The organism is Metallumcola ferriviriculae (genome assembly GCF_035573695.1).
GTDB classification, from domain to species: domain Bacteria; phylum Bacillota; class JADQBR01; order JADQBR01; family JADQBR01; genus Metallumcola; species Metallumcola ferriviriculae.
On the sequence record NZ_CP121694.1, the window covers coordinates 722,430 to 747,574 of the forward strand.

Annotated in this window: 21 protein-coding genes; all 21 read left to right on the forward strand. The window is 47.4% G+C overall.

All coding sequences use genetic code 11. The features are described from left to right. Positions 1-9 precede the first annotated feature (9 nt). Positions 10-2,001 carry an excinuclease ABC subunit UvrB gene (gene uvrB, locus MFMK1_RS03685; protein ID WP_366923817.1) on the forward strand — a complete coding sequence of 664 codons (1,992 nt, stop codon included), beginning with the start codon at positions 10-12 and terminating at the stop codon, positions 1,999-2,001. A gap of 46 nt (positions 2,002-2,047) precedes the next feature. Next, positions 2,048-4,909, forward strand: coding sequence for an excinuclease ABC subunit UvrA (gene uvrA / locus MFMK1_RS03690; RefSeq protein WP_366923818.1), 2,862 nt, complete (start codon positions 2,048-2,050; stop codon positions 4,907-4,909). Continuing rightward, complete coding sequence (gene uvrC / locus MFMK1_RS03695; protein ID WP_366923819.1) at positions 4,872-6,695, forward strand: excinuclease ABC subunit UvrC; 1,824 nt, start codon at positions 4,872-4,874, stop codon at positions 6,693-6,695. The genes uvrA and uvrC overlap by 38 nt, the downstream gene beginning before the upstream one ends. A 31-nt stretch (positions 6,696-6,726) precedes the next feature. Then, complete coding sequence (locus MFMK1_RS03700) at positions 6,727-7,530, forward strand: Cof-type HAD-IIB family hydrolase (RefSeq protein ID WP_366923820.1); 804 nt, start codon at positions 6,727-6,729, stop codon at positions 7,528-7,530. A gap of 112 nt (positions 7,531-7,642) precedes the next feature. Beyond that, positions 7,643-8,386 carry a PHP domain-containing protein gene (locus tag MFMK1_RS03705; RefSeq protein ID WP_366923821.1) on the forward strand — a complete coding sequence of 248 codons (744 nt, stop codon included), beginning with the start codon at positions 7,643-7,645 and terminating at the stop codon, positions 8,384-8,386. A 28-nt stretch (positions 8,387-8,414) separates the two neighbouring features. Then, entirely contained in the window at positions 8,415-9,287 is an 873-nt protein-coding gene (rapZ, locus tag MFMK1_RS03710; RefSeq protein WP_366923822.1) for an RNase adapter RapZ, read from the forward strand. After that, positions 9,284-10,639 (forward strand): uridine diphosphate-N-acetylglucosamine-binding protein YvcK, encoded by a 1,356-nt coding sequence (yvcK, locus tag MFMK1_RS03715; RefSeq protein WP_366923823.1) that lies wholly within the window; start codon positions 9,284-9,286, stop codon positions 10,637-10,639. The genes rapZ and yvcK overlap by 4 nt, the downstream gene beginning before the upstream one ends. Before the next feature lie 4 nt (positions 10,640-10,643). Next, positions 10,644-11,582 (forward strand): DNA-binding protein WhiA, encoded by a 939-nt coding sequence (gene whiA, locus MFMK1_RS03720; protein ID WP_366923824.1) that lies wholly within the window; start codon positions 10,644-10,646, stop codon positions 11,580-11,582. Between the two features lie 105 nt (positions 11,583-11,687). Then, entirely contained in the window at positions 11,688-12,206 is a 519-nt protein-coding gene (locus MFMK1_RS03725; protein ID WP_366923825.1) for an acyltransferase, read from the forward strand. Next, complete coding sequence (locus MFMK1_RS03730) at positions 12,187-12,774, forward strand: DUF1405 domain-containing protein (protein ID WP_366923826.1); 588 nt, start codon at positions 12,187-12,189, stop codon at positions 12,772-12,774. The genes MFMK1_RS03725 and MFMK1_RS03730 overlap by 20 nt, the downstream gene beginning before the upstream one ends. 153 nt (positions 12,775-12,927) lie before the next feature. Beyond that, positions 12,928-14,316: an RNA polymerase factor sigma-54 gene (gene rpoN, locus MFMK1_RS03735; protein WP_366924860.1), complete on the forward strand. Its 1,389-nt coding sequence runs from the start codon at positions 12,928-12,930 to the stop codon at positions 14,314-14,316. Positions 14,317-14,562: 246 nt separating this feature from the next. Then, complete coding sequence (gene gap, locus MFMK1_RS03740; RefSeq protein ID WP_366923827.1) at positions 14,563-15,570, forward strand: type I glyceraldehyde-3-phosphate dehydrogenase; 1,008 nt, start codon at positions 14,563-14,565, stop codon at positions 15,568-15,570. 159 nt (positions 15,571-15,729) lie between these two features. Then, the gene (locus tag MFMK1_RS03745; protein ID WP_366923828.1) at positions 15,730-16,911 is read left to right on the forward strand and encodes a phosphoglycerate kinase; all 1,182 of its coding nucleotides are present in this window, start codon (positions 15,730-15,732) and stop codon (positions 16,909-16,911) included. A 44-nt stretch (positions 16,912-16,955) separates the two neighbouring features. After that, positions 16,956-17,711: a triose-phosphate isomerase gene (tpiA, locus tag MFMK1_RS03750; RefSeq protein ID WP_366923829.1), complete on the forward strand. Its 756-nt coding sequence runs from the start codon at positions 16,956-16,958 to the stop codon at positions 17,709-17,711. Positions 17,712-17,744: 33 nt separating this feature from the next. Further along, positions 17,745-19,307, forward strand: a complete 1,563-nt coding sequence (gene gpmI / locus MFMK1_RS03755) for a 2,3-bisphosphoglycerate-independent phosphoglycerate mutase (protein ID WP_366923830.1) — start codon at positions 17,745-17,747, stop codon at positions 19,305-19,307. Between the two features lie 59 nt (positions 19,308-19,366). After that, positions 19,367-20,650 (forward strand): phosphopyruvate hydratase, encoded by a 1,284-nt coding sequence (gene eno, locus MFMK1_RS03760; RefSeq protein WP_366923831.1) that lies wholly within the window; start codon positions 19,367-19,369, stop codon positions 20,648-20,650. Positions 20,651-20,858: 208 nt separating this feature from the next. Then, the gene (gene secG, locus MFMK1_RS03765) at positions 20,859-21,080 is read left to right on the forward strand and encodes a preprotein translocase subunit SecG (RefSeq protein ID WP_366923832.1); all 222 of its coding nucleotides are present in this window, start codon (positions 20,859-20,861) and stop codon (positions 21,078-21,080) included. 27 nt (positions 21,081-21,107) lie between these two features. Further along, on the forward strand, positions 21,108-23,105 hold the full coding sequence (locus tag MFMK1_RS03770) for a sodium-translocating pyrophosphatase (RefSeq protein WP_366923833.1): 1,998 nt from the start codon (positions 21,108-21,110) through the stop codon (positions 23,103-23,105). A gap of 231 nt (positions 23,106-23,336) precedes the next feature. Further along, complete coding sequence (locus tag MFMK1_RS03775; protein WP_366923834.1) at positions 23,337-24,125, forward strand: alpha/beta hydrolase; 789 nt, start codon at positions 23,337-23,339, stop codon at positions 24,123-24,125. Next, positions 24,112-24,525 (forward strand): PaaI family thioesterase, encoded by a 414-nt coding sequence (locus MFMK1_RS03780; protein ID WP_366923835.1) that lies wholly within the window; start codon positions 24,112-24,114, stop codon positions 24,523-24,525. The genes MFMK1_RS03775 and MFMK1_RS03780 overlap by 14 nt, the downstream gene beginning before the upstream one ends. Further along, the gene (locus tag MFMK1_RS03785) at positions 24,518-25,069 is read left to right on the forward strand and encodes an HDIG domain-containing metalloprotein (protein ID WP_366924861.1); all 552 of its coding nucleotides are present in this window, start codon (positions 24,518-24,520) and stop codon (positions 25,067-25,069) included. The genes MFMK1_RS03780 and MFMK1_RS03785 overlap by 8 nt, the downstream gene beginning before the upstream one ends. The last annotated feature ends 76 nt before the right edge of the window (positions 25,070-25,145 follow it).

Below are 25,145 nucleotides of genomic sequence, written 5' to 3' on the forward strand. Positions count from 1 at the left end.
GGTGAGACCATGGCAGGATTTAAGTTAAAATCCGAATACCAACCCCGGGGAGACCAACCTAAGGCAATAGACCAATTAGTAGAGGGGCTAAATAGAGGTGAACGACATCAGACTCTGCTGGGTGTCACCGGGTCAGGTAAGACTTTTACCATGGCCAATGTAATCGAAAAGGTGCAGCGTCCGACGCTGGTTATTGCGCATAATAAAACACTGGCTGCCCAGTTGTGCAGTGAATTTAAGGAGTTTTTTCCGGATAATGCTGTAGAATATTTTGTCAGCTATTATGATTATTATCAGCCGGAGGCCTATGTACCTCAATCTGATACCTATATTGAAAAGGACGCATCGGTTAACGATGAAATAGATAAACTGAGACACTCTGCTACCGCCGCTTTATTTGAACGGCAGGATGTAATTATTGTGTCCAGCGTTTCCTGTATTTATGGTTTGGGGTCGCCTGAGGACTATGAGCAGATGATGCTTTCCCTGCGGGTGGGCCAGGAGTACGACCGGGATGAAATCCTGCGCAAACTGGTAGAGATACAGTACAATCGTAATGATATAGATTTTTCCCGTAATACTTTCCGAGTACGGGGTGATGTGGTGGAGATATTTCCCGCTTCTTTCAGCGAGAAAGCGATCAGAGTGGAACTATTTGGTGATGAGATAGAGAATATCTTAGAAATAGATACTCTTACCGGTGAAATTTTAGGGCGGCGCAGTCATATAGCAATTTTCCCGGCCAGTCACTATGTTACCGAAGAGGACAAGCTGAAAAGGGCCATTATCTCTATTGAAGAAGAATTGGAAGAGCAGCTTAAATATCTGCATAGTCAAAATAAACTGCTGGAGGCCCAACGCATTGAACAGCGCACCCGCTATGACTTGGAGATGATGCGGGAGATGGGCTTCTGTCAGGGGATAGAAAATTATTCGCGGCACCTTACCGGCAGGAAGACCGGGGAACCGCCCTTTACATTAATTGATTATTTTCCGAAGGATTTTATGTTAATCGCAGATGAATCTCATGTGACAATCCCTCAGATAGGCGGGATGTATCATGGGGACCGTTCCCGTAAGAATACCCTGGTGGAGCATGGCTTCCGCCTGCCTTCGGCTATGGATAACCGGCCGCTTAGATTTGAAGAATTTGAAAGTAAGGTTACCCAGATGGTATTTGTTTCCGCTACACCGGGACCTTATGAACAGCAGCACAGTAAGCAGGTGGTAGAGCAGATAATCCGCCCTACCGGACTTTTGGACCCTGAAATTCATGTGCGTCCTGTTAAAGGGCAAATAGACGACCTATTGCATGAAATAAATCAGCGGGTAGATAAGCAACAAAGGGTATTGGTCACCACTTTGACCAAACGGATGGCTGAAGACCTTACCGACTATTTTAAAGAGATGGGTACTAGGGTTCGCTATCTCCATTCGGAAATTAATACCCTGGAGCGGATGGAAATTATCCGTGACCTGCGCTTGGGTGAGTTTGATGTGTTGGTGGGTATTAATCTTCTGCGTGAGGGCTTAGATTTGCCTGAAGTATCATTGGTTGCCATTTTAGATGCCGATAAGGAAGGCTTTCTCCGTTCGGAGCGGTCACTGATCCAGACCAGCGGACGGGCTGCTCGTAACGTTGACGGCATGGTCATCATGTACGGTGACGTGATTACCGAGTCTATGCGAAAAGCGATTAGTGAGACCAATCGCCGCCGGCGGATTCAGACTCAATTCAACCGGCAGCACAATATCACTCCGGCTACCATCAGAAAGGCGGTGCGTGATGTGATTGAAGCAACTAAGGCCGCCGAGACTGAGAGTAAGTATCTTACTCGTAAAGATATGCAGAAGATGCCTCAGAGTGAATTGAAACAGATGATTAACGATTTGGAAAGAGAAATGCAGCAGGCGGCCAGGGAGCTGCAATTTGAGCAGGCGGCGAAGCTGCGCGACTTGGTTATTGAACTGCAAGGTCAATTAAAGGGATTAAAGAAGTAAACGGTGCCGGCAAATAAAACAAGCTAGCTGCGGGAGGAAATATAACATGACAAAGGACCTGATCATCAAGGGTGCCAGAGCACACAATCTGAAAAATATAGATTTGACTATTCCCCGGGACAAGCTGGTGGTATTTACCGGCCTCAGCGGGTCCGGCAAGTCTTCCCTGGCGTTTGATACCATTTATGCCGAGGGTCAGCGGCGCTATGTGGAATCCTTGTCCGCTTATGCCCGGCAATTTCTCGGACAGATGGACAAACCGGATGTGGACTATATCGAGGGGCTTTCCCCGGCTATTTCCATTGATCAGAAAACTACCAGCCGCAACCCCCGGTCTACGGTGGGTACGGTAACGGAGGTTTACGATTATTTACGGCTGCTTTTTGCCCGGGTGGGTGAACCTCACTGCCCGGATTGCGGCAGACCCATTACGCAGCAGACCGTAACTCAGATGGTAGACCAGCTGATGGAATACCCGGAAAAAACAAAGCTGCAGATTTTAGCACCTGTAGTGCGGGGGCGTAAGGGAGAACACCAACGGTTATTGGATAACATCGTTAAGGAAGGATTTGTGCGGGCCAGGGTAAACGGAGAAGTGCGCGACTTGAGTGAAGATATTACGCTGGAAAAGAATAAAAAACACAGTATTGAAGTTGTGGTGGACCGGATAGTAATTAAAGCCGGGATTGAAAGTCGTTTGGCGGATTCTTTGGAAACCGCCCTGTCATTAAGTGAAGGGACAGTGGTGGTGGATATAATCGATGATACGGAAATAATGTTTAGTGAACACTTTGCCTGTGTGGATTGCGGTATCAGCCTGGAAGAGATCACCCCCAGGACATTTTCTTTCAACAGCCCTTATGGTGCCTGTAGTGACTGCAGTGGGCTGGGTTCTAAAATGGAAGTGGATATGGACCTGGTCATTCCTGATAAAGACAAGAGCATTAACCAAGGTGCGGTGGCCCCGTGGAGCAAACGTACCCATGGATACTATCGACAGCTTTTGGCTGCGGTGGCGGAAAACTACGGTATAGAGTTGGATACGCCTATTAAGGAGATTCCGCCTGAACAGATGGATATTATTCTCTGGGGCAGCAAGGAGGAAAAGGTTACGGTGCAGTATGTTAATCGCTTTGGCCGCCGCCGGGTTTACGAAACCATCTATGAAGGAGTTATTCCAAACCTGGAACGTCGTTATCGTGAGTCCCAGTCCGATGGGTCAAGGACTGATATAGAATCGTATATGAGTGCAAAAACCTGCCCCAGCTGTAAGGGGGCAAGATTGCGCCCCGAGGCCTTGGCGGTGATGGTGGGGGGCAAAAATATTAATGCGGTTACCGGTATGTCCATTAAGGAAGCCCAGGATTTCTTTGAGAAGGTGACGCTGACTGAACGACAGCAGTTGATTGCCCGGCAGATTTTTAAAGAGATTAACAATCGCTTAGGTTTTCTGGTCAGTGTGGGCCTTGACTACCTAACTTTAGACCGAGCAGCGGGCAGTTTATCCGGGGGGGAGGCCCAGCGGATACGTTTGGCTACTCAGATTGGTTCGAGCTTGGTAGGGGTGCTGTATATACTGGATGAGCCCAGCATTGGTCTGCATCAGCGGGACAACAGCCGGTTGATTGATACCCTGAAAAAACTACGGGACTTGGGCAATACCCTGATAGTGGTGGAACATGACGAAGAAACCATCCGTGAAGGGGATTATATAGTGGATATAGGGCCCGGGGCCGGAGAGCACGGCGGGGAAGTGGTAGCAGCCGGGTCCTTAGACACAGTGCTTGAATGTCAGCGTTCCGTAACCGGTCAGTATTTAAGCGGCTGTAAGAACATTCCCTTGCCTCTTTTCCGGCGGCCGGGAAACGGGAAGCGGTTGATGATAAAAGGAGCGCGGGAGCATAATCTTAAAAATATAGATGTAGAAATTCCCTTGGGCGTGTTTAACTGCATTACCGGGGTTTCCGGGTCGGGGAAAAGTACGTTGATTAATGAAATCCTCTATCGGGCCTTGGCAGGAAAACTCCATCATGCCAAGATGAAGCCGGGCGAACATGATGAAATTACAGGGGTTGATTATCTAGATAAGGTTATTGATATTGACCAGTCACCGATTGGTCGAACTCCGCGGTCAAATCCCGCCACATATACCGGTGTTTTTGATTATATTCGCGAACTTTTTTCTAATACCGCGGAATCAAAAATCCGCGGCTATAAGCCCGGCCGCTTCAGCTTTAATGTCAAGGGCGGGCGCTGTGAGGCCTGCCGGGGTGACGGAATTATCAAGATAGAGATGCATTTTTTACCTGATGTTTATGTGCCCTGTGAAGTTTGTAAGGGTGCACGCTATAACCGGGAAACGCTGGAAGTGAAATATAAGGGTAAGACCATTGCCCATGTGCTGGATATGACGGTGGACCAGGCAGTGGACTTTTTCCGCAACATCCCTAAAGTCTTCAGAAAGCTAAAGACCATGCAGGACGTGGGGCTAGGCTATATTCGTCTGGGGCAGCCGGCTACTACCTTATCAGGCGGTGAGGCTCAGCGGGTCAAACTGGCTGCTGAATTAAGCCGACGCAGTAACGGTAAGACTTTATATATCCTGGATGAGCCAACCACCGGGCTGCACATGGCCGACATTCATAAGCTGTTGGATGTGTTGGCACGACTGACCGATGCCGGGGATACGGTACTGGTAATTGAGCACAACCTGGATGTGATAAAATCGGCTGACTATATCATTGACCTGGGCCCGGAAGGCGGCTATAAGGGGGGGGAGGTATTGGTTACCGGTACCCCTGAAGAGATTATTTGTGCTGAACAGTCGCATACGGGACAGTATCTCAGACCTATGTTGGAGTGTGACCGTGATGACGCTGGAAGAAAAACTGAAGTATCTGCCGGCTAAACCCGGCGTTTATCTGATGAAAGATGCAGAGGGTCAAATAATCTATGTGGGTAAGGCTCGGTCACTTACGGCTCGGGTACGCTCATATTTTCGTGGTGTTAACAGTCATACTGCCAAGGTACAGGCCCTGGTGGAAAGAATAGTTGACCTTGAATATATTGTGACTGATACGGAAGTGGAAGCACTGATATTGGAGTGCAACCTGATAAAACGCTATCGGCCGCGTTACAACATTAACATGAAGGACGATAAGCACTATCCTTATCTTAAGGTGACCGTTAATGAAGAATTCCCCCGCGTGGTAGTTACGCGCGCAATGAAGAAGGACGGCGCCAAGTATTTTGGACCATATACTCAGGTTGGTGCCCTGCGGGAAACGATGCGCCTGCTGCAGAAGCTTTTTCCAGTACGCAGATGTAGACAGCCGGTGGTGGATAAGAAAAGTCGGCCCTGTCTCAATGCTCACATCAAACGCTGCCTTGCGCCCTGTGGCGGGCAGGTCAGTGCGGTAGAATACGGGGAAATGGTAAAAGAATTAATACTCTTCTTAGAAGGCAGACAGGATAAGGTGATAAAACGGTTGGCAGACCGAATGAACGCTGCTTCTGCCCGACTGGAATATGAAAAGGCGGCTAAATTACGGGATCAACTCCAAGCGGTGGAAAACGTGGTGTCCCGGCAGAAAATCATTTCTTCGGCCCAGGAAGACCAGGATATTATTGCCTTTGCCCGGGGGAATAATGAGGTGTGTGTGCAGGTATTTTTCGTGCGTCAGGGGAAATTATTGGGTAGAAACCATTTTTTCCTTAAGGGTACTGATGAGATGTCACGTAGTGAGGTAATGACTGCATTTGTGAAACAATATTACAGCAGGGCGGAGCAGCCGCCTAAGGAAGTACTATTGCAAGAGAAGCTGGAGGATGAAGAAGTTATCGCTGCCTGGCTTGGTGACAAAAGAGGCAGTAAGGTTTATCTGAAGGTGCCTCAGCGAGGTGAAAAGTTGAAACTGGTGGAGATGGTGGGCCGTAATGCTCTGATGCAGCTGCAGGAAGATGAGCTGTCCCGGCAGAAAAAAGAGATGAGCGGCGAGCAGGCCCTGCTGGAGCTCAGGGAAAGACTGGGCTTAGAGACGGTACCCCAGCGGATAGAGTGCTACGATATTTCCAATACTCAGGGCACTAATTCGGTAGCATCCATGGTAGTGTTTGAAAATGGCCAGCCAAAGAATGACCGCTATCGGCGTTTTAAGATTAAGACGGTACAGGGTCCCGACGATTTTGCTTCCATAGCGGAGGTTATCGGCCGCCGCTTTCGCCGCAGTGAGCATGACGGCGAGGGAGGATTTAATGTTCCGCCTGATGTGGTGATTGTGGACGGCGGCAAAGGGCAATTAAGTGCCGCCCGGCGCGTAATGCATCAGTTAGGTGTAGCTCATATCCCCACCTTTGGCTTGGCTAAGGAAGAAGAGTTGTTGTTTCAGGAAAACAGTTCGGAACCTATCCGGCTGCAAGCAAACAGTGAGGCGCTTTATTTGGTGCAGCGCATCCGCGATGAGGCCCACCGGTTTGCTATTACCTACCATCGCAGCTTGAGGCAAAAAGAAAGTATTCGTTCGCTGCTGGACGAAGTTCCGGGTATTGGCCCAAAGCGAAAACAAGCATTACTCAAACGGTTTGGTTCCGTAAAAAAAATCAGTCAGGCGGATATGGAAGAACTGTTGGATGTACCGGAAATGAACGAAAAGGCCGCCCTGCAGCTGCTTGAATATTTGGGACGCGGTGTCTAGGAGAGCGGCAGTAAAAATGGAGGGGATATCTTTGCAGATAAAACTAGTTGCCATAGATATTGACGGAACGTTATTGGGTGATGATCTGGTCATTTCGCCGGGGGCCAAGGAGGCAATTCGGGCGGCTATGGCTAAAGGTGTACATGTGACCTTGGCCACCGGTCGGATGTATCAATCGGCTCTGCCTTACGCTCGGGAATTGGGGGTAGCGGTGCCGTTGATTACATATCAAGGCGCTTTGGTTAAACTAAGCAGTAACGGGCAGGTGCTTTATCATCGAGAGCTTCCGCTCGAGTATGCCCGGGAAATCATTATTAGAGCTCGCAAATTTGGTTTTCATATTAATGCATACCATGAAGACAGTCTCTACATGGAACAGGATACCAATCGCGGCAGAAAGTACAGCCAGGTTACCGGGGTGGAGATGCACTTGGTGGAAGATTTGACTGAATTTCTGCATCAGGATCCGACTAAGATTTTGCTAATTGGGCGAGAAGGAGAACTGGATGTGATGCAGGAGGAATGCCGGGAGCTTTTTGGCGATAAGGTGTACATAACAAAATCAAAGAACCACTTCTTGGAATTTACGCATCCCCAGGCCACAAAAGGGTGTGGTGTTCAGGCGGTTAACGATTGGCTGGGTATTTCTCCCCAAGACACCATGGCTATAGGCGACAGTTATAATGACCTAGAAATGTTTCGACATGTGGGCTTGAGTGTGGTTATGGGTAATGCCAGGGATGCTGTAAAGCAGGCAGCTGATTACGTCACTGCCCGGCAGGAGGATGACGGTGTAGCAGAAGCGATTCGGAAATTTGTTCTTCTTTATGACTAAAATGATTAAAAATTTTTTTTATCAAGTAAAACCCATGGGAGAAGGGGAAGCGAGAGAACTGTAACTTTCTGATTGCCTGCCGGAGGGCAGGGAAACAAAAGGAGGAGATTAGATGCAGTTTACCGCAGACCTTCATATGCACACCAAATACAGTGACGGGCGGGGTACGATGGAACAGATGGCTCGGGCAGGGTTTAAAAAGGGCTTGGGCAAAATTGCGATCACTGACCATGGACCGGCCAATATTGGTGTAGGTGTAAAAAGTGCCGAACAATTGTTGGAAATCAAACGGGAGGCGGCAAGAATATCCCAGGAGGTAGGTATCCGGGTATTAGTGGGTGTGGAGGCAGATATCATTGGAGTAGATGGCGAGATAGACGTGCCCCCTTCAATTTATCAGCAGTTGGATTTGTTACTGGTTGGGCTTCACCCTCATGTTTTTCCTCATGACTGGGGGGACGGTTATAACTTTATTCTGCCCAATCAAATATACCGGGCCTCCTCTTTGATGCGGGATAAGGTGATTGGGGTTAATACCCAGGCGGTAGTTGCAGCTTTGGAAAAACACCCGGTGGATATTTTAACCCACCCGGGGCTGCTGATGCCGGTAGATTATCTGGCGGTGGCTAAGGCCTGTACACGTACCGGAACTTATTTTGAAATAAATACGGGACACCTGCACGAGCATTTCATGACACCGGCTATTATTAAACGGGTTTGTGATCAGGGCGTAGATTTTATCGTTAATAGTGATTCGCATTACCCGGAGACAGTAGGTGAACTTGAGGCCGGCTGGGCGATGTTGGAGCAGGCCGGAGTGACTGCTGCTCGGGTGGCCAATGTGCGTATGAACTGATGAGTGGGACTTTATGGGAGGTGGTTAAATGCAGTTGGTGATAGTTACGGGTTTGTCCGGGGCAGGAAAAACCCAAGCAGTCAGGGCTCTGGAGGATTTAGGTTACTTCTGCGTGGATAATATGCCGCCTAATCTTATTTCCCGCTTTGCGGAACTTTTCCGTGAGAACGAAGGGGAAATTCAAAAGGTAGCCCTAGTAATGGATATCCGCGGTGGTAAGTTTTTTGAGTCGGTGTTTGAAGCATTGACTTTTTTGGATGCCCATAATCATAACTACGAGATCTTATTTTTGGAGGCATCGGAGGAAGTACTGGTGAAGCGTTTCAAGGAGACTCGCAGAAGGCATCCCCTTTCGACCCAGGGGCGCATTTTGGATGGAATAATTGAAGAGCGTAAGCGCCTGCAGGACCTCCGCGGTCGAGCCAGCAAGGTTATTGATACATCGGACTTAAATGTGCACCAGCTGAAGGAACAGGTTGTGGATTTGTACGGGGACAGCAAGGATAATCGCATGGTAGTGACGCTGATGTCCTTTGGTTTCAAATACGGCATCCCTCTAGATGCTGACCTGGTTATGGATGTACGCTTTTTACCAAACCCGCATTATGAGCCGCATCTGCGAAATTTTACCGGCCACGACCAAAAGGTCCAGGAATATGTGCTTGAGTCTCCGGTCACTCGCATTTTTCTAGAAAAGTTTGAGGGCATGCTCGCTTTTTTACTGCCCTATTATGTCCAGGAGGGTAAAAGTCATTTGGTGATTGCCATTGGCTGTACCGGTGGCAGGCATAGGTCTGTCACCCTGGCCAATGAAATCGGCGGCAGATTGGATTGCAAAGAGGAATGCCGTATTTCCGTAAAACATCGTGATATTATGCGAAATTCCGGTGAGCAAGCATGAATTTGATACTGAAATGGCTTTATCCCGGGTTGGGGGTGAAGCGCTGGATATTGTTAGCGGTGTTGGGGATTATTCTGCTGGGTACGGGTATAGCAGTTCTACTGGATTTTACCATTTGGTTTCAGCTGATGCAAACGGCGGGGACTACGGCAATAGGTTATCTCGGCGGGCAGCTGTCACGTTTTTTTGCCATTTTAACCGCCATTCTCGGATTGATATTTTTAATAATCAGTCTTCGCCGCTTAGTACAGTCACTGCTGCTGGGATTTTTACCTGGTAATGAAAATAAAGTGGTGGAAATTCTTTACCATCAGCGTCGGCTGAAGCAGGGGCCGAAGATTACGGCCATTGGCGGCGGCACCGGCCTTTCTGTGCTGCTCAGGGGCTTGAAAAAATACACCAGTAACCTAACGGCGGTGGTTACGGTAAGTGATAACGGCGGCAGTTCGGGGCGTCTGCGTGGCGAACTGGGGATACTGCCGCCGGGGGATGCGCGCAACTGTTTGGTTGCTTTGGCGGATACGGAAAGTCTAATGGAGGAAATGTTCAACTATCGTTTCGATAAGGGGGCACTGGAGGGTCATAGCCTGGGCAACCTTTTACTGGCTGCCATGACCGATATCACCGGCAATTTTGATAGCGCGGTACAAGAAATTAGTAAAGTACTGGCCGTGCGCGGACAGGTATTTCCTTCTACGCTTTGTGATGTGGGGCTTAAGGCCAGGATGACCGATGGCAGCTGGGTGAATGGCGAAACGGAATTAGTGGAGCATCCCGGGAAGATAGAAAGAATCTTTCTTGAGCCCCATGATGCAGAGGTCCTGCCCGAGGTGCTGAGACAGATTGCTGAAGCTGATGCGGTGGTGCTGGGGCCGGGCAGTCTCTATACCAGTATTATTCCTAACCTTTTGCTAAAGGGAATGATATCGGCTTTGCAGAAAACTAAAGCACCGGTGTTTTATGTCTGTAATGTTATGACTCAACCCGGTGAGACAGATGGTTATACGGTTGCTGACCATGTGCGCGCGATTAATTATCATACAGGAGCATCGCTAATAGATTATGTGCTTATCAATAACCGGGAGGTATCCCCGCAGGCGGCGGCAAAATATAGTCATCAGCAGTCCTTCCCGGTGATTATCGATGAAAAGGAATTGATGGATTTAGATGTTATTTTGATTACCGATGAATTGATAGACGACACGGCAGTGGTGAGACATCAGCACGAAAAATTAGCGCGAAGGTTGGTTAAGGAGATTTTCCGTGCAAACAGTATGGTGGAGCGGCTGCGCATGCTCAATGCTTACTTAGGTCACCGATTAAAAGGGATCGGTGAAGATGTTGGAGGGTGAAGATATGTCCTTTTCTGCCAAGTGTAAAAATGAGCTAGCCCGAAAAGTGCCGGAAAAAGAATGCTGCCGATTGGCAGAATTAAGTGCCTTAATACGCATGGACGGTACGATTAAGCTGGAAGCAGGGCAAAAAATCAGTCTCTGGATAGATACTGAAAATGCTGCGGTGGCAAGAAAAACCATTAAGCTGATAAAAAACCTTTTTGATATTGATACTCAAACCTTGGTCCGACGTAGGCAGCGTCTGCGTAAGAACAATGTTTATCGGGTGGAGGTAGCACATCAACCGGGATTAATGCGGATGCTGCAGCAGACAGGCACCGATTGGATAATGGGCCGGGGTATGGAACAGTGGGAAGGGAAGCACCTGGACAAACTGTGCTGTCAAAAAGCCTACCTGCGAGGGGCTTTCCTGGCAGCTGGCTCAGTAAATGATCCCCAAGCAGGTTCATACCATCTGGAGATAGTGAGTCATGATCACGGCCAGTTGAATTTGCTGCGGCGTATGATAAATCGCTTTAAGTTGGAACCGCGGTTGACTAACCGCAAGGATGGTGAGATGTTATATCTAAAAGGAGCAGAAAAAATAATTGGCTTTCTCAGCCTGGTGGGGGCGCATTCGGCCCTGCTTAACTTTGAAAATATTCGCATTTATAAAGATATTCGTAATAACGTTAATCGGTTAGTAAATTGCGATTCGGCTAATCTTAATAAATCAGTAAATGCTGCTGCTCGACAAATAGAAGCAATACAGCTCATTGCCGCTGAAACTGGCCTGGATAAACTCAGCCCGGCCCTAAGAGATATTGCTTATATGCGTATGGAGAACCCGGATGTAAGCTTAAAGGAGTTGGGAGAAATGATGGACCCGCCTTTGGGGAAGTCGGCGGTAAACCATCGCATTCGGCGTATTGAGCAGGCAGCGGCGAAATATAAAAGGTAAAAAACATTATCTTTGGCGTACCCGGTTGGCTTATAGATGGTACTGCCCCTGCACTGCTATGCCCCAGGTAGTTAGAAGTTGATTGGTGTCTAGGAGGTGAAATAATTGCGGCGTATTCAACGGTACCCTGTAGAGGGAAAGAATTCCCTGCAGTATTGGCCCCAGGTGGTGGGACGGTGGAAAAGCATTAGGAATTTCATCATTATTCAGTTAAGCAGGTATTCTCCGTCCATGGGTCTGAAAACCTGGCTTTTTAGGCATCTTCTCGGGATGGAAGTAGGGAAGAATGTTTCCGTGGGCCTGATGGCTATGGTTGATATCTTTTATCCGGAGATGATCACTTTGGGAAACGAGGTTATCCTTGGCTATAATAGTACTATTCTATGCCATGAATTCTTGCGCCACGAATATCGATTGGGGCCTGTACGGGTAGAGGATGATGCAGTCATCTGTGCCAATAGTACGTTGCTGCCGGGTGTAACAGTGGGTAAAGGTGCCATTGTGGCAGCAGGTTCAGTGGTGACCCGTGATGTAGCACCATATACGATGGTGGGCGGTGTGCCGGCGCAAGTGATAAAGAAATTACCGGGAGGGAAACGGGAAAATGTGGTCCAAATGCATTGAAGTAGTGCGTGCCCCTGAACGCAAGTGGTTTATGCAGCTGCTAATAGTAGTTAATGTGTTGGGGTCCGCTTATGGTTACTACTGGTATCGTGCCCAGTTAGCAGCAAATCCATTAACTCTGTGGCCGGTGATACCGGACAGTCCACGCTCCACAACCTTTCTTGCCCTGGCACTATTGTTGTTGTTGGCCGGGCGGAAAGTGAGCTGGCTGCAGGCGGTGGCTTACACCGGCGTAATTAAATACGGCATTTGGGCAGTGGCGATGATCTTGCATGCCTGGGCATTAGGTGATTCCCGCAATTTTACTGATTGGATGCTGCTGGTCTCCCATGGGGGGATGGCAATTCAGGGGGTAGTGTTCTTGCGTCCTGCCTATATCAGCGCCGCAGCGGTGGTTGTGGCGATTGTGTGGATGGTTTTTAATGATGCGGCGGATTATATATTCATGCTGCATCCCTACCTATTCAATTCTGAGCAGCTATCTTTGGCAATGGCCACGGCCATCGGGTTAACTATCTTGCTTTCTTTTCTATTGCTAGCCAAACAGCGGGTTGTTTCGAAGGATTAAATGCCAACATATCCCTGTAATATGGATGAGCCGGGGCCGAATAAATATTTACCAATTAGCTTAAGCAGGAAAAGGATGATGCCGGGCAGAATATAAAGAATATAAAGTCTATTGTTTACACGGTTATTAATAGGATGGCGGGGAGTGGCCGAGATGCGTATGGGTTATGATTTAACCCTTCAACAAACTCAAAAACTGGTGATGACGCCTGAACTGCGTCAGGCCATTACCATCCTGCAGTTTTCTACTATTGAATTGGCTGATTATTTGGAACAAGCGGTGTTGGAAAATCCGGTCTTAGAATTAAAAGACGAAGCACCTGAAGAAAAACCTGCAGATGAGGAGCCTACTGATAAGTTTGATGTTGACTGGCAGGAATATTTTCAAGATGGCAGTGACATCGGCTATGTGGGCAGGTCCGGCGGCAGTCGCAATGAATTTTCCTACGACCAGTTTGTAACTCGATCGCCTAACTTACATGACCATCTGTATATGCAGCTTTATTTGACAGTAGAAACGGAACAGGAAAAGAAAATTGGCGAATTTCTTATCGGTAATATAGATGATAACGGCTATCTTTGTACAACTGTGGATGATGCTGCTGAGCAAATGGCGGTTTCCGCTGCGGCCGTAGAACGGGTATTACAAATGGTTCATACTCTGGACCCCCCCGGTATTGGCGCTCGGGATTTGATAGAGTGTTTACTCCTTCAGCTCAAGCATGAAAAAGGGGAGACATATGCCTTAGCGGAACAGATTATTCGTTTTTATTTAGACGATTTGGCTGCCGGCAGAATAAGCCGCATTGCTCAGAAATTAAGGGTTGAATCTCGTCAGGTGCAGCAGGCGGCAGATGTAATCAAACGGCTGGACCCTAAACCCGGCTGTAAGTTTAGTGATGGCAATGATGTTAAGTACATTATTCCCGACGTCGTGTTGGAGCGGGTGGAAGGCGAATATATAGTATTGGTCAATGATGTCAATACACCGCGATTGGGGATTAACCCTTTTTACCGCACTATCTTGAAAAACGGTACTAAATTTGATTCCGGTACAAAAGAGTTTCTAGAAAGCAAATTAAATGCAGCATCATGGATTATCCGCAGCATTGAACAGCGGCGTTTGACTCTTTACCGGGTAGTTAATACCATTGTAGATTTTCAACGGGAGTTTTTTGATAAAGGCGTTAAACATTTAACACCTTTAAATCTGAAGCAGGTGGCCGATATTTTAAGCATACATGAATCCACGGTCAGCCGTGCCACTGCTAACAAATATGTGCAGACTCCGTTGGGGGTATTTCCGTTAAAATTTTTCTTTGCCAGTGGTGTACACACCACCGGCGGCCCCAGCACATCTTCTGAAAGTATTAAAAAGATGCTTGAAGAAATTATCCAGGAAGAAAATAAGAAGAAACCACTTTCTGATCAAAGATTAACTAAAATGCTGAACATGCAGGGAATTAATATTTCTCGCCGTACTGTAGCCAAATACAGGGGTGAGATGGGTGTACCCTCGGCAAATAAGCGACGACGTTACTAATCCTCCTGCTGGGAGGTTATTTTTTTTGTTTGATGATCTTTTTATTGCTAGATTTTTTTACCAATACAAAAGGAATTCTTCGCCGCGATGTTGAATACTTATCATGTTTTGACCTGAGCCGGGATAAGGGATAAATTGGCTTGGCTTAAGACACAATAAAACTTAGTATGGGAAGTAATGACCGGTCTTCGCGGCAGGAGAGCGTTTTGCCGGTAAAATTATATTATCATTAAGGAGGAATTATATATGGCAGTAAAAGTAGGCATTAATGGATTTGGCAGGATTGGCAGAATGGTATTTAGGGCGGCATTGAGTAACCCCGATGTTGAAGTGGTGGCGGTGAACGATCTTACCGATGCCGAGACTAACGCTCATCTGTTGAAGTACGATTCCATCCATGGCATTTTGGATGCGGAAGTATCTGCAAAAGAGGGCAGCATAGTAGTTAACGGTAAGGAAATTAAAGTTTTGGCTGAAAGAGACCCGAAGAATCTGCCCTGGGGAGAATTGGGTGTGGATATAGTGGTGGAGGCCACCGGCTTATTCCGGGAAGGGTCAAAAGCAGCAGCTCACCTGGAAGGCGGGGCTAAAAAGGTGATCATTTCTGCCCCGGGCAAAAATGAAGATCTGACCATGGTATTAGGAGTTAACCAGGACAAATATAATGCCGCTGAACATAAGATTATTTCTAACGCTTCATGTACAACTAACTGCCTCGCTCCAGTTGCCAAAGTATTAAACGACAAATTTGGCATCAAGCGCGGTCTGATGACTACGGTACATTCCTATACTAATGACCAAAGTATATTGGACATGGCTCATTCCGACCTGAGACGCGCTCGGGCGGCAGCCGAATCCATCATTCCTACTACCACCGGTGCAGCAAAAGCAGTAGCTTTGGTACTGCCTGAATTGAAGGGGAAACTTAACGGTTTTGCTATGCGGGTTCCCACTGCCAATGTTTCCGTGGTTGATTTGGTGGCAGAATTAGATGCCGATGTCGATGCAGATACTATTAACGCTGCTTTGAAGGAAGCAGCAGAAGGTGATTTAAAAGGTATCCTGCAATATTGTGAAGAGCCGCTGGTATCCAAGGACTTTAACGGTAATCCTCATTCTTCCATTGTGGATGCACTGTCTACTATGGTAATCGGAGATAGAATGGTAAAGGTTGTCTCGTGGTATGACAACGAATGGGGCTATTCTAACCGCGTGGTGCAGTTAGCTGACTTTATTGCTAAACAGGGGCTGTAAAAGAGGGATTGAATAAAGACTTTTTTAGGGGGGAGGGGTAACCTCCCCCTAAAAAAATACTTTCTTGATGTATAGGAAATTATGGATTGTGGATAATTTCCTATACATGGGGGTTGTTAAGGGGGCATGCCCCCTTAAAACTAATGTGGAGGGTCACTAATGAACAAACTGACGCTGCAGGAAGTGGATGTAAAGGGTAAGAGGATACTGGTGCGGGTGGACTTCAATGTGCCGATGCAGGATGGGAAGGTAACCGATGATACTCGTATCCGGGCAGCTTTGCCCACCATTAAATATTTGGTGGAGGAAGAAGCTAAAGTAATTTTGATAACGCACTTGGGCAGACCAAAGGGGCAGTACAAGGAAGAATTAAAATTAGATCCGGTGGCCCAAAGGCTTGCCGATGTCCTACATATGCAGGTAGGAAAGGTTAACGGAGTAGTTGGTGAAGCTGTTAAGCAGGCGGTTGACCAGCTCAAACCCGGAGAAGTGCTGCTGTTAGAGAATGTGCGCTTTGAGCCGGGTGAAAAGGCCAATGATGCGGAATTTGCTGCTCAATTGGCAGAGCTGGCCGATATCTATGTTAATGATGCTTTTGGTACAGCTCATCGGGCACACGCTTCAACAGCCGGCGTAGCCAAGCACTTGACAGCGGCTGCCGGGTTCTTGATGGAAAAGGAAATCGAAGCAATGGGTCAAGCTCTAACAGATCCTCAGCATCCGTTTTCCGCCATTTTAGGCGGCGCTAAGGTTTCGGATAAAATCGGTGTTATAAATAACTTATTAAATAAAGTGGACGCTTTGATTATCGGCGGCGGCATGGCCAATACCTTTCTACAGGCTCAGGGTCTTGATATGGCAGATTCTTTGGTAGAGAAGGAAAAGCTTGAAGCGGCAAGAGTCATCATGCAGCAGGCGGAGAAACAGGGTGTAAAGCTGCTGCTGCCTGTGGACGTAGTGGTAGCTGAGGAGGTTTCGGCCGACAGCAGCCACAAAACAGTGGCTGTCGACCAGGTGCCTGCAGGATGGAAAGCGGTGGATATAGGCGACAGTACGGTGCAGTTATTTACCGAACAGATACGGCAATCTCGTACTATTATCTGGAATGGGCCGATGGGTGTCTTTGAGATGGAACCATTTGCCGGCGGCACCAATGCCTTAGCGCGAGCTATGGCTGAAGTGGAGGGTACTACTATTGTAGGCGGCGGTGATTCCGTGGCAGCAGTGGAAAAGACCGGTGTGGCGAGTCAACTCACCCACATTTCTACCGGCGGCGGTGCATCGTTGGAGTTTTTGGAAGGCAAGGAATTGCCGGGTATCGCAGCTTTGACCGACAAGTAGTTTCAAGCAGGTAAACTGAATATTTCGCTTAGGGGGTTTTCAATATGCGTAAACCGATTATTGCTGGTAACTGGAAAATGCATAAGAATGCTGCTGAAGGGACTGTGTTGGTAAAGGAATTGAAACAGCTCTCAGCCGGTAACACCAACGTGGAAGTAGTGGTATGCCCGCCATTTACCGCTTTGGCCGGGGTAATAGCCGAAGCCAAAGGCAGTGGGATTAAGGTAGGTGCTCAAAACATGCATTGGGAAGAAAAAGGCGCCTATACCGGCGAGATTTCGCCCACTATGCTGATGGAAATGGGACTGGATTATGTTATTATCGGGCATTCGGAGCGGCGTCAGTATTTCAGTGAAACGGATGAGACGGTAAATAAAAAGGTAAAAAGCGCTTATGCCCACGGTATTAAACCAATAGTCTGTGTCGGAGAAACACTGGAACAGCGCGAAGCAGCCAGTACCGAACAGGTAGTGGGAAGACAAATTGAGGAGGGCCTAGCCGGTTTGGAGCAGGGTCAGGTGTCGGAATTAGTGGTGGCATACGAGCCCATTTGGGCCATTGGCACCGGGAAAACTGCCTCCAATGCTGATGCGGAAAAAGTAATTGCTCATATTCGTCGGGTATTGGCCGGAATGTATGGCGAGCAGTCGGCTGAGCAGGTAAGAATACAGTACGGCGGCAGTGTTAAACCTAACAATATTAATGAGCTAATGGAGCAGCCTAATATTGATGGCGCTTTAGTGGGTGGCGCGGCGCTGCAGGCGGAGTCTTTTGCCGGAATAGTAAATTTTAAAGCATAGCCGCAGGCATTATACCCGCCAGTTTCTGCTTCAATGAGGAGGATAAATGTGGCAAAACCGTTAATGCTAATGATACTAGACGGATGGGGTATCAGTACCCGGAAACAGGGTAACGCCCTGGCCGATGCATCACTGCCCAATTTTCAAGCGTTACTTAAACAGTATCCGCATACTGCCTTACAAGCATCGGGAGAGGCTGTGGGATTACCTGAAGGGCAGATGGGCAATTCTGAGGTGGGGCACCTAAATATTGGTGCCGGCAGGGTGGTTTATCAGGAGATTACACGGATAAATAAAGCCATCAAAGAGGGAGATTTTTCTAAGAACCCTGCTTTCTTGAAAATAATGGGCAGGGTAAAGGAACAGGGTGGCGCTTTACACCTGATGGGTTTGTTATCCGACGGCGGTGTACATAGTCACATAGAGCATCTGTTTGCTTTATTGGAACTAGCAAAAGCGCAAGGCGTTGAAAAGGTATTTGTCCATGCTTTTCTCGACGGTCGTGATGTACCGCCGGCTAACGCTATGGAATATTTCGATGCGCTGCAGAAGAAATTTGCTGAATTGAAGCTGGGCCAGGTGGCAACTGTAATGGGACGCTATTACGCCATGGACCGGGACCAGAGGTGGGAACGCGTCGCTAAGGCGTTTAAGGCAATGGTCAGTGCAGAGGGAATTAAGGCTACGTTTCCTAAAGCAGCAGTAGAGCGTTCTTATGACCGACGGGTTACCGATGAGTTTGTAGAACCCACGGTAATTGTGGACAAAACAGGACAGCCTGTGGGCCAGGTTAACAATAATGACGGGGTTATTTTTTTTAACTTTAGGGCAGATAGGGCCAGGGAAATTACTCGGGCATTTGTGGATGAGGATTTTCAAGGATTCGTCAGACCGGATGGATATAAACCGATTCCCTTTGTCTGTATGACCCAGTATGACATAACCATTGATACTCCCACGGCGTTTCTGCCGCAAAATTTGGTGAACACTTTGGGAGAGGTACTTGCGGCAAAGGGTATGAAGCAGCTGCGTATTGCCGAAACGGAAAAGTATGCTCATGTCACTTTCTTTTTCAACGGTGGCGCCGAAGAGGAGAATGAAGGCGAGGACCGGATATTAATTCCTTCACCTAAGGTTGCTACATACAATCTTAAGCCGGAAATGAGTGCCTTTGAGGTGACAGAGAAGGTGTTAGAGCAAATAAAGGCAGATAAGTACGATGTAATAGTGTTGAACTTTGCCAACCCAGATATGGTGGGGCATACCGGAATAGAAGAAGCGGCGGTAAAAGCAGTGGAAACTGTAGATGAATGCATCGGTAAGATAAGCAGGGTAATGCAAAAACGGGCAGCACCGCTGCTCATCACTGCAGATCACGGTAATGTGGAAAAGATGGTAGACTTGGATACCGGCGAACCTCATACGGCGCATACCAACGATTTGGTACCCTTTATTCTTGTGTATGATAAATTAAAACACAGTACATTGGCAACCCAGGGTTCTTTACGGGATGTGGCGCCGACGATGTTGAAACTGCTGGGTATCCCGTTGCCCGAAGAAATGAGCGGGAAAAGTCTGGCGGGGGAAGAAAAATAATAAATTGCTAAAAGATTATGCGTAACCTTACGTAAAATTGCAATAGGAGGTTTTTATAAATGACCATTATTAATGAAGTAGTGGCAAGGGAGATATTGGACTCTCGGGGTAATCCCACCGTGGAGGTGGAAATGGTTTTAGAAAGTGGTGCAGTGGGTCGCGCCGCAGTACCTTCAGGTGCTTCTACCGGCGCCTACGAAGCAGTGGAGTTAAGAGATAAGGATGACAACCGTTATATGGGCAAAGGTGTGCTGCAGGCGGTAAGCAATGTAAATAATATCATCGCTCCGGAAGTACTTGGGCTTGATGCAGTTGATCAGTTGGGTATCGATGAACTGCTTTTGGAGTTAGATGGAACAGAAAATAAGTCCAAGCTTGGTGCCAATGCGTTATTGGGGGTATCTTTGGCTGCTGCAAACGCCGCCGCAAACGCCTTAGGGCTGCCATTATATCAGTATTTGGGCGGTGTTAACGCCAAAGAAATGCCTGTGCCCATGATGAATATCCTTAATGGCGGCGAACATGCTGACAATAATGTGGATATCCAAGAATTTATGGTTATGCCGGTGGGGGCAGAAAGCTTCCGCGAAGGCTTAAGGATGGGTGCCGAAATATTTCACAATCTGAAAAAGGTGCTTCAGGCCAAAGGGTTAAACACCGCCGTGGGTGATGAAGGCGGCTTTGCCCCGAATCTCAAGTCTAACGAAGAAGCCCTGGAAGTAATTGTGGCAGCTGTTGAAAAAGCAGGATATAAGCCTGGTGAGGATGTGGTATTGGCTTTGGATGTGGCTGCAACAGAGCTGTACAAGGAGGGTTCTTACCGCTTTGAAGGCCAAGGGGAAACCTTCACATCAGACCAGCTGATAGACTTTTACAGCAGCTTAATTGACAAATATCCCATTATTTCAATTGAGGACGGTTTATCTGAGGATGACTGGGAAGGATGGCAGCGTTTTACCGCTAAACTGGGTAAAAAGGTGCAGCTGGTGGGGGATGACTTATTTGTTACCAATACTACCAAACTTGCTCAAGGTATTGAGATGGGGGTAGCCAATTCCATCCTGATTAAGGTCAATCAGATCGGTACATTAACCGAAACTTTTGATGCCATTGAAATGGCGAAGAAAGCAGGGTACACTGCGGTAATCTCACACCGCTCAGGTGAAACGGAAGATGTAACCATTGCCGATATAGCGGTTGCTGCCAATGCCGGACAGATAAAAACCGGCGCACCGTCAAGAACTGACCGAGTGGCAAAGTATAATCAGCTTTTACGTATTGAAGAAGACCTGAGTTATCTGTTTAGGTATAAAGGTAAAGGAGTTTTTTACAATCTCAAATAGAACACCTGAGTGGAAATTATTCGATATTTTGCAGGAAATCTTGGGGAAAAGTAGAATTATTGAATAGTTTTAATTTTATGAAATTTTTCAATCGTTGAAAGGGGGGCGGATTGAGTAGGTGTAAAGGCCGGTATAAAGGTGCTTGTTGCCACGGGACAACTATTATGCTAAAATATATGTGTTATTCCCCTTTAGGAGGTGGCAGGAGATGAAGACAGCATTAACAATTCTGCAAGTACTGGTTTCCTTGGGCTTAATTTCCACTGTTCTACTACAGTCTGGAAAAAGTGCTGGAATGTCAGGAGCTATTACCGGCGGCGCGCAGACTTTTTTTGGTAAGAAAAAGGGTATGGATGAACTGCTTGGAAAGATTTCTATTGGATTGGCAACTACTTTTATCGTGTTAACCTTATTATTATCTATTGTATAACCCCCACTTAAGGAGGTAGAAAAGTTAATGTCAAACGCTTTGTATCTTGCTCCCATTGCCGGGGTCATTGCTCTTATTTTCGCGTTTTATCTAACATCTAAGATTAATAAAACTCCTCCCGGCAGTAAAATAATGGTGGAGATAGCTGACGCCATTCATGAAGGGGCACTGGCTTTCCTGAAAAGAGAATATGCTGTGTTGGTTTGGTTTGTGGCAGGTTTAGCGGCAATAATTGTAATAGCCGGGATACTCACTCCTGGTTCTGATAGCATGCAGCCCACAACTGCAGTTGCTTTTATCCTGGGTGCTATTGCTTCCGTTACTGCAGGTTGGATTGGAATGAATGTGGCTACCAAAGCCAACGTGCGTACCGCTAATGCTGCTCAAGAAAGTGCCAATAAGGCCTTAGGAGTTGCCTTCTCCGGCGGTGCCGTAATGGGTATGTCCGTTGTAGGATTGGGTCTTCTAGGTCTAGGTATTGTGAACATATTATTCGACAATCCTCAGGTCATTAATGGCTTTGCTTTGGGCGCTAGTTCCATTGCTCTGTTTGCTCGTGTAGGCGGCGGTATCTATACCAAAGCTGCCGACGTGGGTGCTGACCTAGTTGGTAAGGTTGAAGCTGGTATCCCTGAAGATGACCCGCGGAACCCTGCGGTTATTGCCGATAACGTAGGTGATAATGTGGGTGACGTAGCCGGTATGGGCGCGGACTTGTTTGAGTCCTATGTGGGATCTATCATCGCCGGTATCGCTTTGGGTGCTACCATGAGTAATACTAATGCTACGCTGTTGCCGCTGATGGTAGCTGCAGCAGGTATCATTGCATCTATTATCGGGACATTCTTTGTACGTACCGGTGAAGGTGCGAATGCTCAAAGTGCTTTAAACATGGGCACATTGGTTGCCAGTATTTTATCCATAGCGGCTACTTATTTCTTGGCTACATCTTTACTGCCGGAAATCGGTATGGGTGTCTTTGGTGCTACTGTGGCCGGTTTATTGGCCGGAGTGCTTATTGGAAAAATTACCGAATATTATACTTCAGAACGCTATACTCCGGTTAAGGAGATTGCCAAGGCATCTCAGACTGGTACCGCTACCAATATTATCTCCGGTATCAGTTACGGTATGATGAGTACTACGCTGCCTATCCTGGTAATTGTAGTAGCTATTCTTTTGGCTTATAAATTTGCTGGATTGTATGGTATTGCTTTGGCGGCCGTTGGTATGTTGTCTACAACTGGTATGACCGTAGCAGTTGATGCCTATGGTCCTATTGCAGATAATGCCGGCGGTATTGCGGAAATGGCCGGATTAGATCCGAAGGTTAGAAAAGTTACTGATGCACTGGATGCTGTGGGTAACACCACTGCTGCCATCGGTAAGGGATTTGCCATCGGTTCCGCGGCATTGACAGCGCTGGCCTTATTCTCTGCATATACCAAGGCGGCAAACATTCAATCAATTGATATTATGTCGCCTCCGGTAGTTGCTGGATTATTCCTGGGCGGTATGCTGCCCTTCCTATTTTCTGCCTTGACCATGAAGGCGGTAGGCCGTGCGGCCTTTGATATGATTGAAGAGGTTCGCCGTCAGTTCAAGACCATTCCCGGACTGATGGAAGGAAAAGCTAAGCCTGACCATAAGACTTGTGTAAGTATTAGTACCGACGCTGCTTTGAGAGAAATGATTATTCCAGGTCTTCTTGCTGTATTTGTACCTATCGTGGTGGGTTTGATGCCCGGTTTGGGTAAAGAAGCGCTGGGCGGCCTATTGGCCGGCGCACTGGTTGCTGGCTTCTTGCTGGCGATTATGATGGCAAATGCCGGCGGTGCTTGGGATAATGCTAAGAAATATATTGAAGGCGGTGAATATGGCGGTAAGGGCTCCGAAGCCCATGCTGCTGCAGTAAATGGGGACACAGTGGGTGACCCTTTTAAGGATACTTCCGGTCCGTCTATTAACATACTAATCAAGTTGATGACCATCGTATCCTTGGTATTTGCACCCTTATTTATGTAATATCCGGGTTTTTGAGGGAGTGTTGGGCTTGGGTCCAACACTCCTTTTCTTATACCAGTCTGGAAGCATAAGTTCTAAGTATAAGTTCTGGAGGCATAAATTTCGACTAAGCCTTCCGCACCTATAAAGGGCACGCGGAGTATAAGTGCATTTGCTAAATACGGTTGTTAATATCTAATATATGAGATGCTTTTGTTTCTTATTGAGATATTGAGTTTGGTGGTGGTTGTTTTGGGAAAAGTTCCGGCAATGAAAGAAGCATTTTACTTTCGCGGTGGCCAGGCTGCCTGTCTCTTAATTCATGGCTTTGCCAGTACACCTTCGGAAGTTAGGTGGCTGGGGGAAAAGCTGCACCAGCAGGGTTTCACTACCCAAGGGGTGATGTTGACCGGACATGGTGTCACCCCCGAAGATTTGGCCCGAACCCAATGGAGCGACTGGTACCATTCAGCCGAGGAGGCATTTTTAGAGCTAAAGCAGCGGTATGAGATTGTATTTGTAATTGGAGTTTCTATGGGCGGCTTGCTCGCTTTAATGCTGGCGGCAAACTACCCCAATCATGTCACTGCGGTTGTGACAGCGGGGACGCCGGGAGGCAGGCGTTTTTTCCGGGACCGCCGTATCCATTTGGCTGCTGTGGCGAAGTATTTCGTGCCATATCAAGAACGGCGGGTGCCGGCAGATATTAAAAAACTGCATGAAGAAATGGGAAGGGTCTACTATTCTAAGCGGCCTTTGGCAGCTGTACACAGTTTATTAAAATTGGTGGATAGCACTATTAAGTTGCTGCCGCGAGTGACCTGCCCGACATTGATTATGCATTCCCGCAGCGATGATGTGATACACTGGCAAAGCGCACCGTTTATAAAGAAACATTTGTCAAACGCGCGGCTGGGTTTTGTGGAGAATTCCGCGCATATTATTACTGTGGACCAGGAACGGGAAAAAGTACTGATGTATATTGAAGGGTTTTTTAGGGAAATAATGGAAGAGGAAGGTGTAATGTTTGAATTCGATTAGCGGAAATTATTGTTTTGCCTGCGGCGAGGATAACCCCAGAGGACTTCGTCTTGAATTTGTCTGGGAAGAGGATAAGTTTGTTACCTATTTTACCCCTGAAAAATATCATGAGGGTTATCCCGGCATAGTTCACGGCGGCATTACAGCAGCATTATTGGACGAGATAATGGGAAAAAGTATGCTGAGTATTGGCTGTCCCGTTATGACTGCCGAGCTCAAGGTTCGCTATAAAAAACCTCTGCGCGTTGGTCAAGAATATAGAGTCGTGGGTTGGATAGTTGAAAGGAAAAGCCGGGTGATATTTACCCAGTCCGTAATTCAAGACGTGGAAGGTAATGTAGTGGCTGAGGGTGAAGGGAAAATGATAGTTTTAAAGGAGGAGGATAACGATGTTGAGTAGGGAAGAAGCATATCAATTGCTAAAAAAACATTTGAAAAACAAAAATCTTTTTAAGCATTGTTTGGCGGTAGAGGCGGTGATGCACCGATTGGCGGAGCATTTTGAGGAGGATACCCAACTCTGGTCCATAGCCGGACTGTTGCATGATATTGATTATGAGAAGACTAAGGATGACCCTGGTCAACATAGCATCGTGGGTGCGGAAATGCTGGCAGCGGAAGGGCTGCCTGAGGAACTGGTCTACGCTGTTAAAGTACATAACGATCACCATGGCTTGCCGAGGAACAGTCAATTGGATAAGGCACTATACGCGACTGACCCACTTACCGGTTTGATAGTAGCGGCGGCCTTGATTCGTCCTGAGAAAAAGCTGGCCATTATAGATGTGGACTTTCTGGTTAACCGTTATAATGAAAATTCCTTTGCTCGGGGTGCACGGCGGGATGTCATTGCTTCCTGTGAGGAATTGGGGTTGACTTTGGAGGAATTTATGGGACTAGGTTTGGAAGCGATGAAAGATAGTGCCGCTGAGCTGGGACTATAGTTAAAGTGCAAAGTTATCAATCATTGGCTTAGTGGGAATACTTTCAAGTAATATCAAAACTTATGATACAGGTGGG

Coding starts and splice junctions, on each gene's coding strand:
- whiA (WP_366923824.1), top strand. CDS start 10,644: ATGTCCTTTTCTGCCAAGTGTAAAAATGAGCTAGCCCGAAAAGTGCCG.
- eno (WP_366923831.1), top strand. CDS start 19,367: ATGACCATTATTAATGAAGTAGTGGCAAGGGAGATATTGGACTCTCGG.
- MFMK1_RS03705 (WP_366923821.1), top strand. CDS start 7,643: ATGCAGTTTACCGCAGACCTTCATATGCACACCAAATACAGTGACGGG.
- rapZ (WP_366923822.1), top strand. CDS start 8,415: ATGCAGTTGGTGATAGTTACGGGTTTGTCCGGGGCAGGAAAAACCCAA.
- MFMK1_RS03730 (WP_366923826.1), top strand. CDS start 12,187: ATGTGGTCCAAATGCATTGAAGTAGTGCGTGCCCCTGAACGCAAGTGG.
- uvrA (WP_366923818.1), top strand. CDS start 2,048: ATGACAAAGGACCTGATCATCAAGGGTGCCAGAGCACACAATCTGAAA.
- rpoN (WP_366924860.1), top strand. CDS start 12,928: ATGCGTATGGGTTATGATTTAACCCTTCAACAAACTCAAAAACTGGTG.
- uvrC (WP_366923819.1), top strand. CDS start 4,872: ATGACGCTGGAAGAAAAACTGAAGTATCTGCCGGCTAAACCCGGCGTT.
- uvrB (WP_366923817.1), top strand. CDS start 10: ATGGCAGGATTTAAGTTAAAATCCGAATACCAACCCCGGGGAGACCAA.
- yvcK (WP_366923823.1), top strand. CDS start 9,284: ATGAATTTGATACTGAAATGGCTTTATCCCGGGTTGGGGGTGAAGCGC.
- tpiA (WP_366923829.1), top strand. CDS start 16,956: ATGCGTAAACCGATTATTGCTGGTAACTGGAAAATGCATAAGAATGCT.
- gap (WP_366923827.1), top strand. CDS start 14,563: ATGGCAGTAAAAGTAGGCATTAATGGATTTGGCAGGATTGGCAGAATG.
- MFMK1_RS03745 (WP_366923828.1), top strand. CDS start 15,730: ATGAACAAACTGACGCTGCAGGAAGTGGATGTAAAGGGTAAGAGGATA.
- MFMK1_RS03770 (WP_366923833.1), top strand. CDS start 21,108: ATGTCAAACGCTTTGTATCTTGCTCCCATTGCCGGGGTCATTGCTCTT.
- secG (WP_366923832.1), top strand. CDS start 20,859: ATGAAGACAGCATTAACAATTCTGCAAGTACTGGTTTCCTTGGGCTTA.
- gpmI (WP_366923830.1), top strand. CDS start 17,745: ATGAGGAGGATAAATGTGGCAAAACCGTTAATGCTAATGATACTAGAC.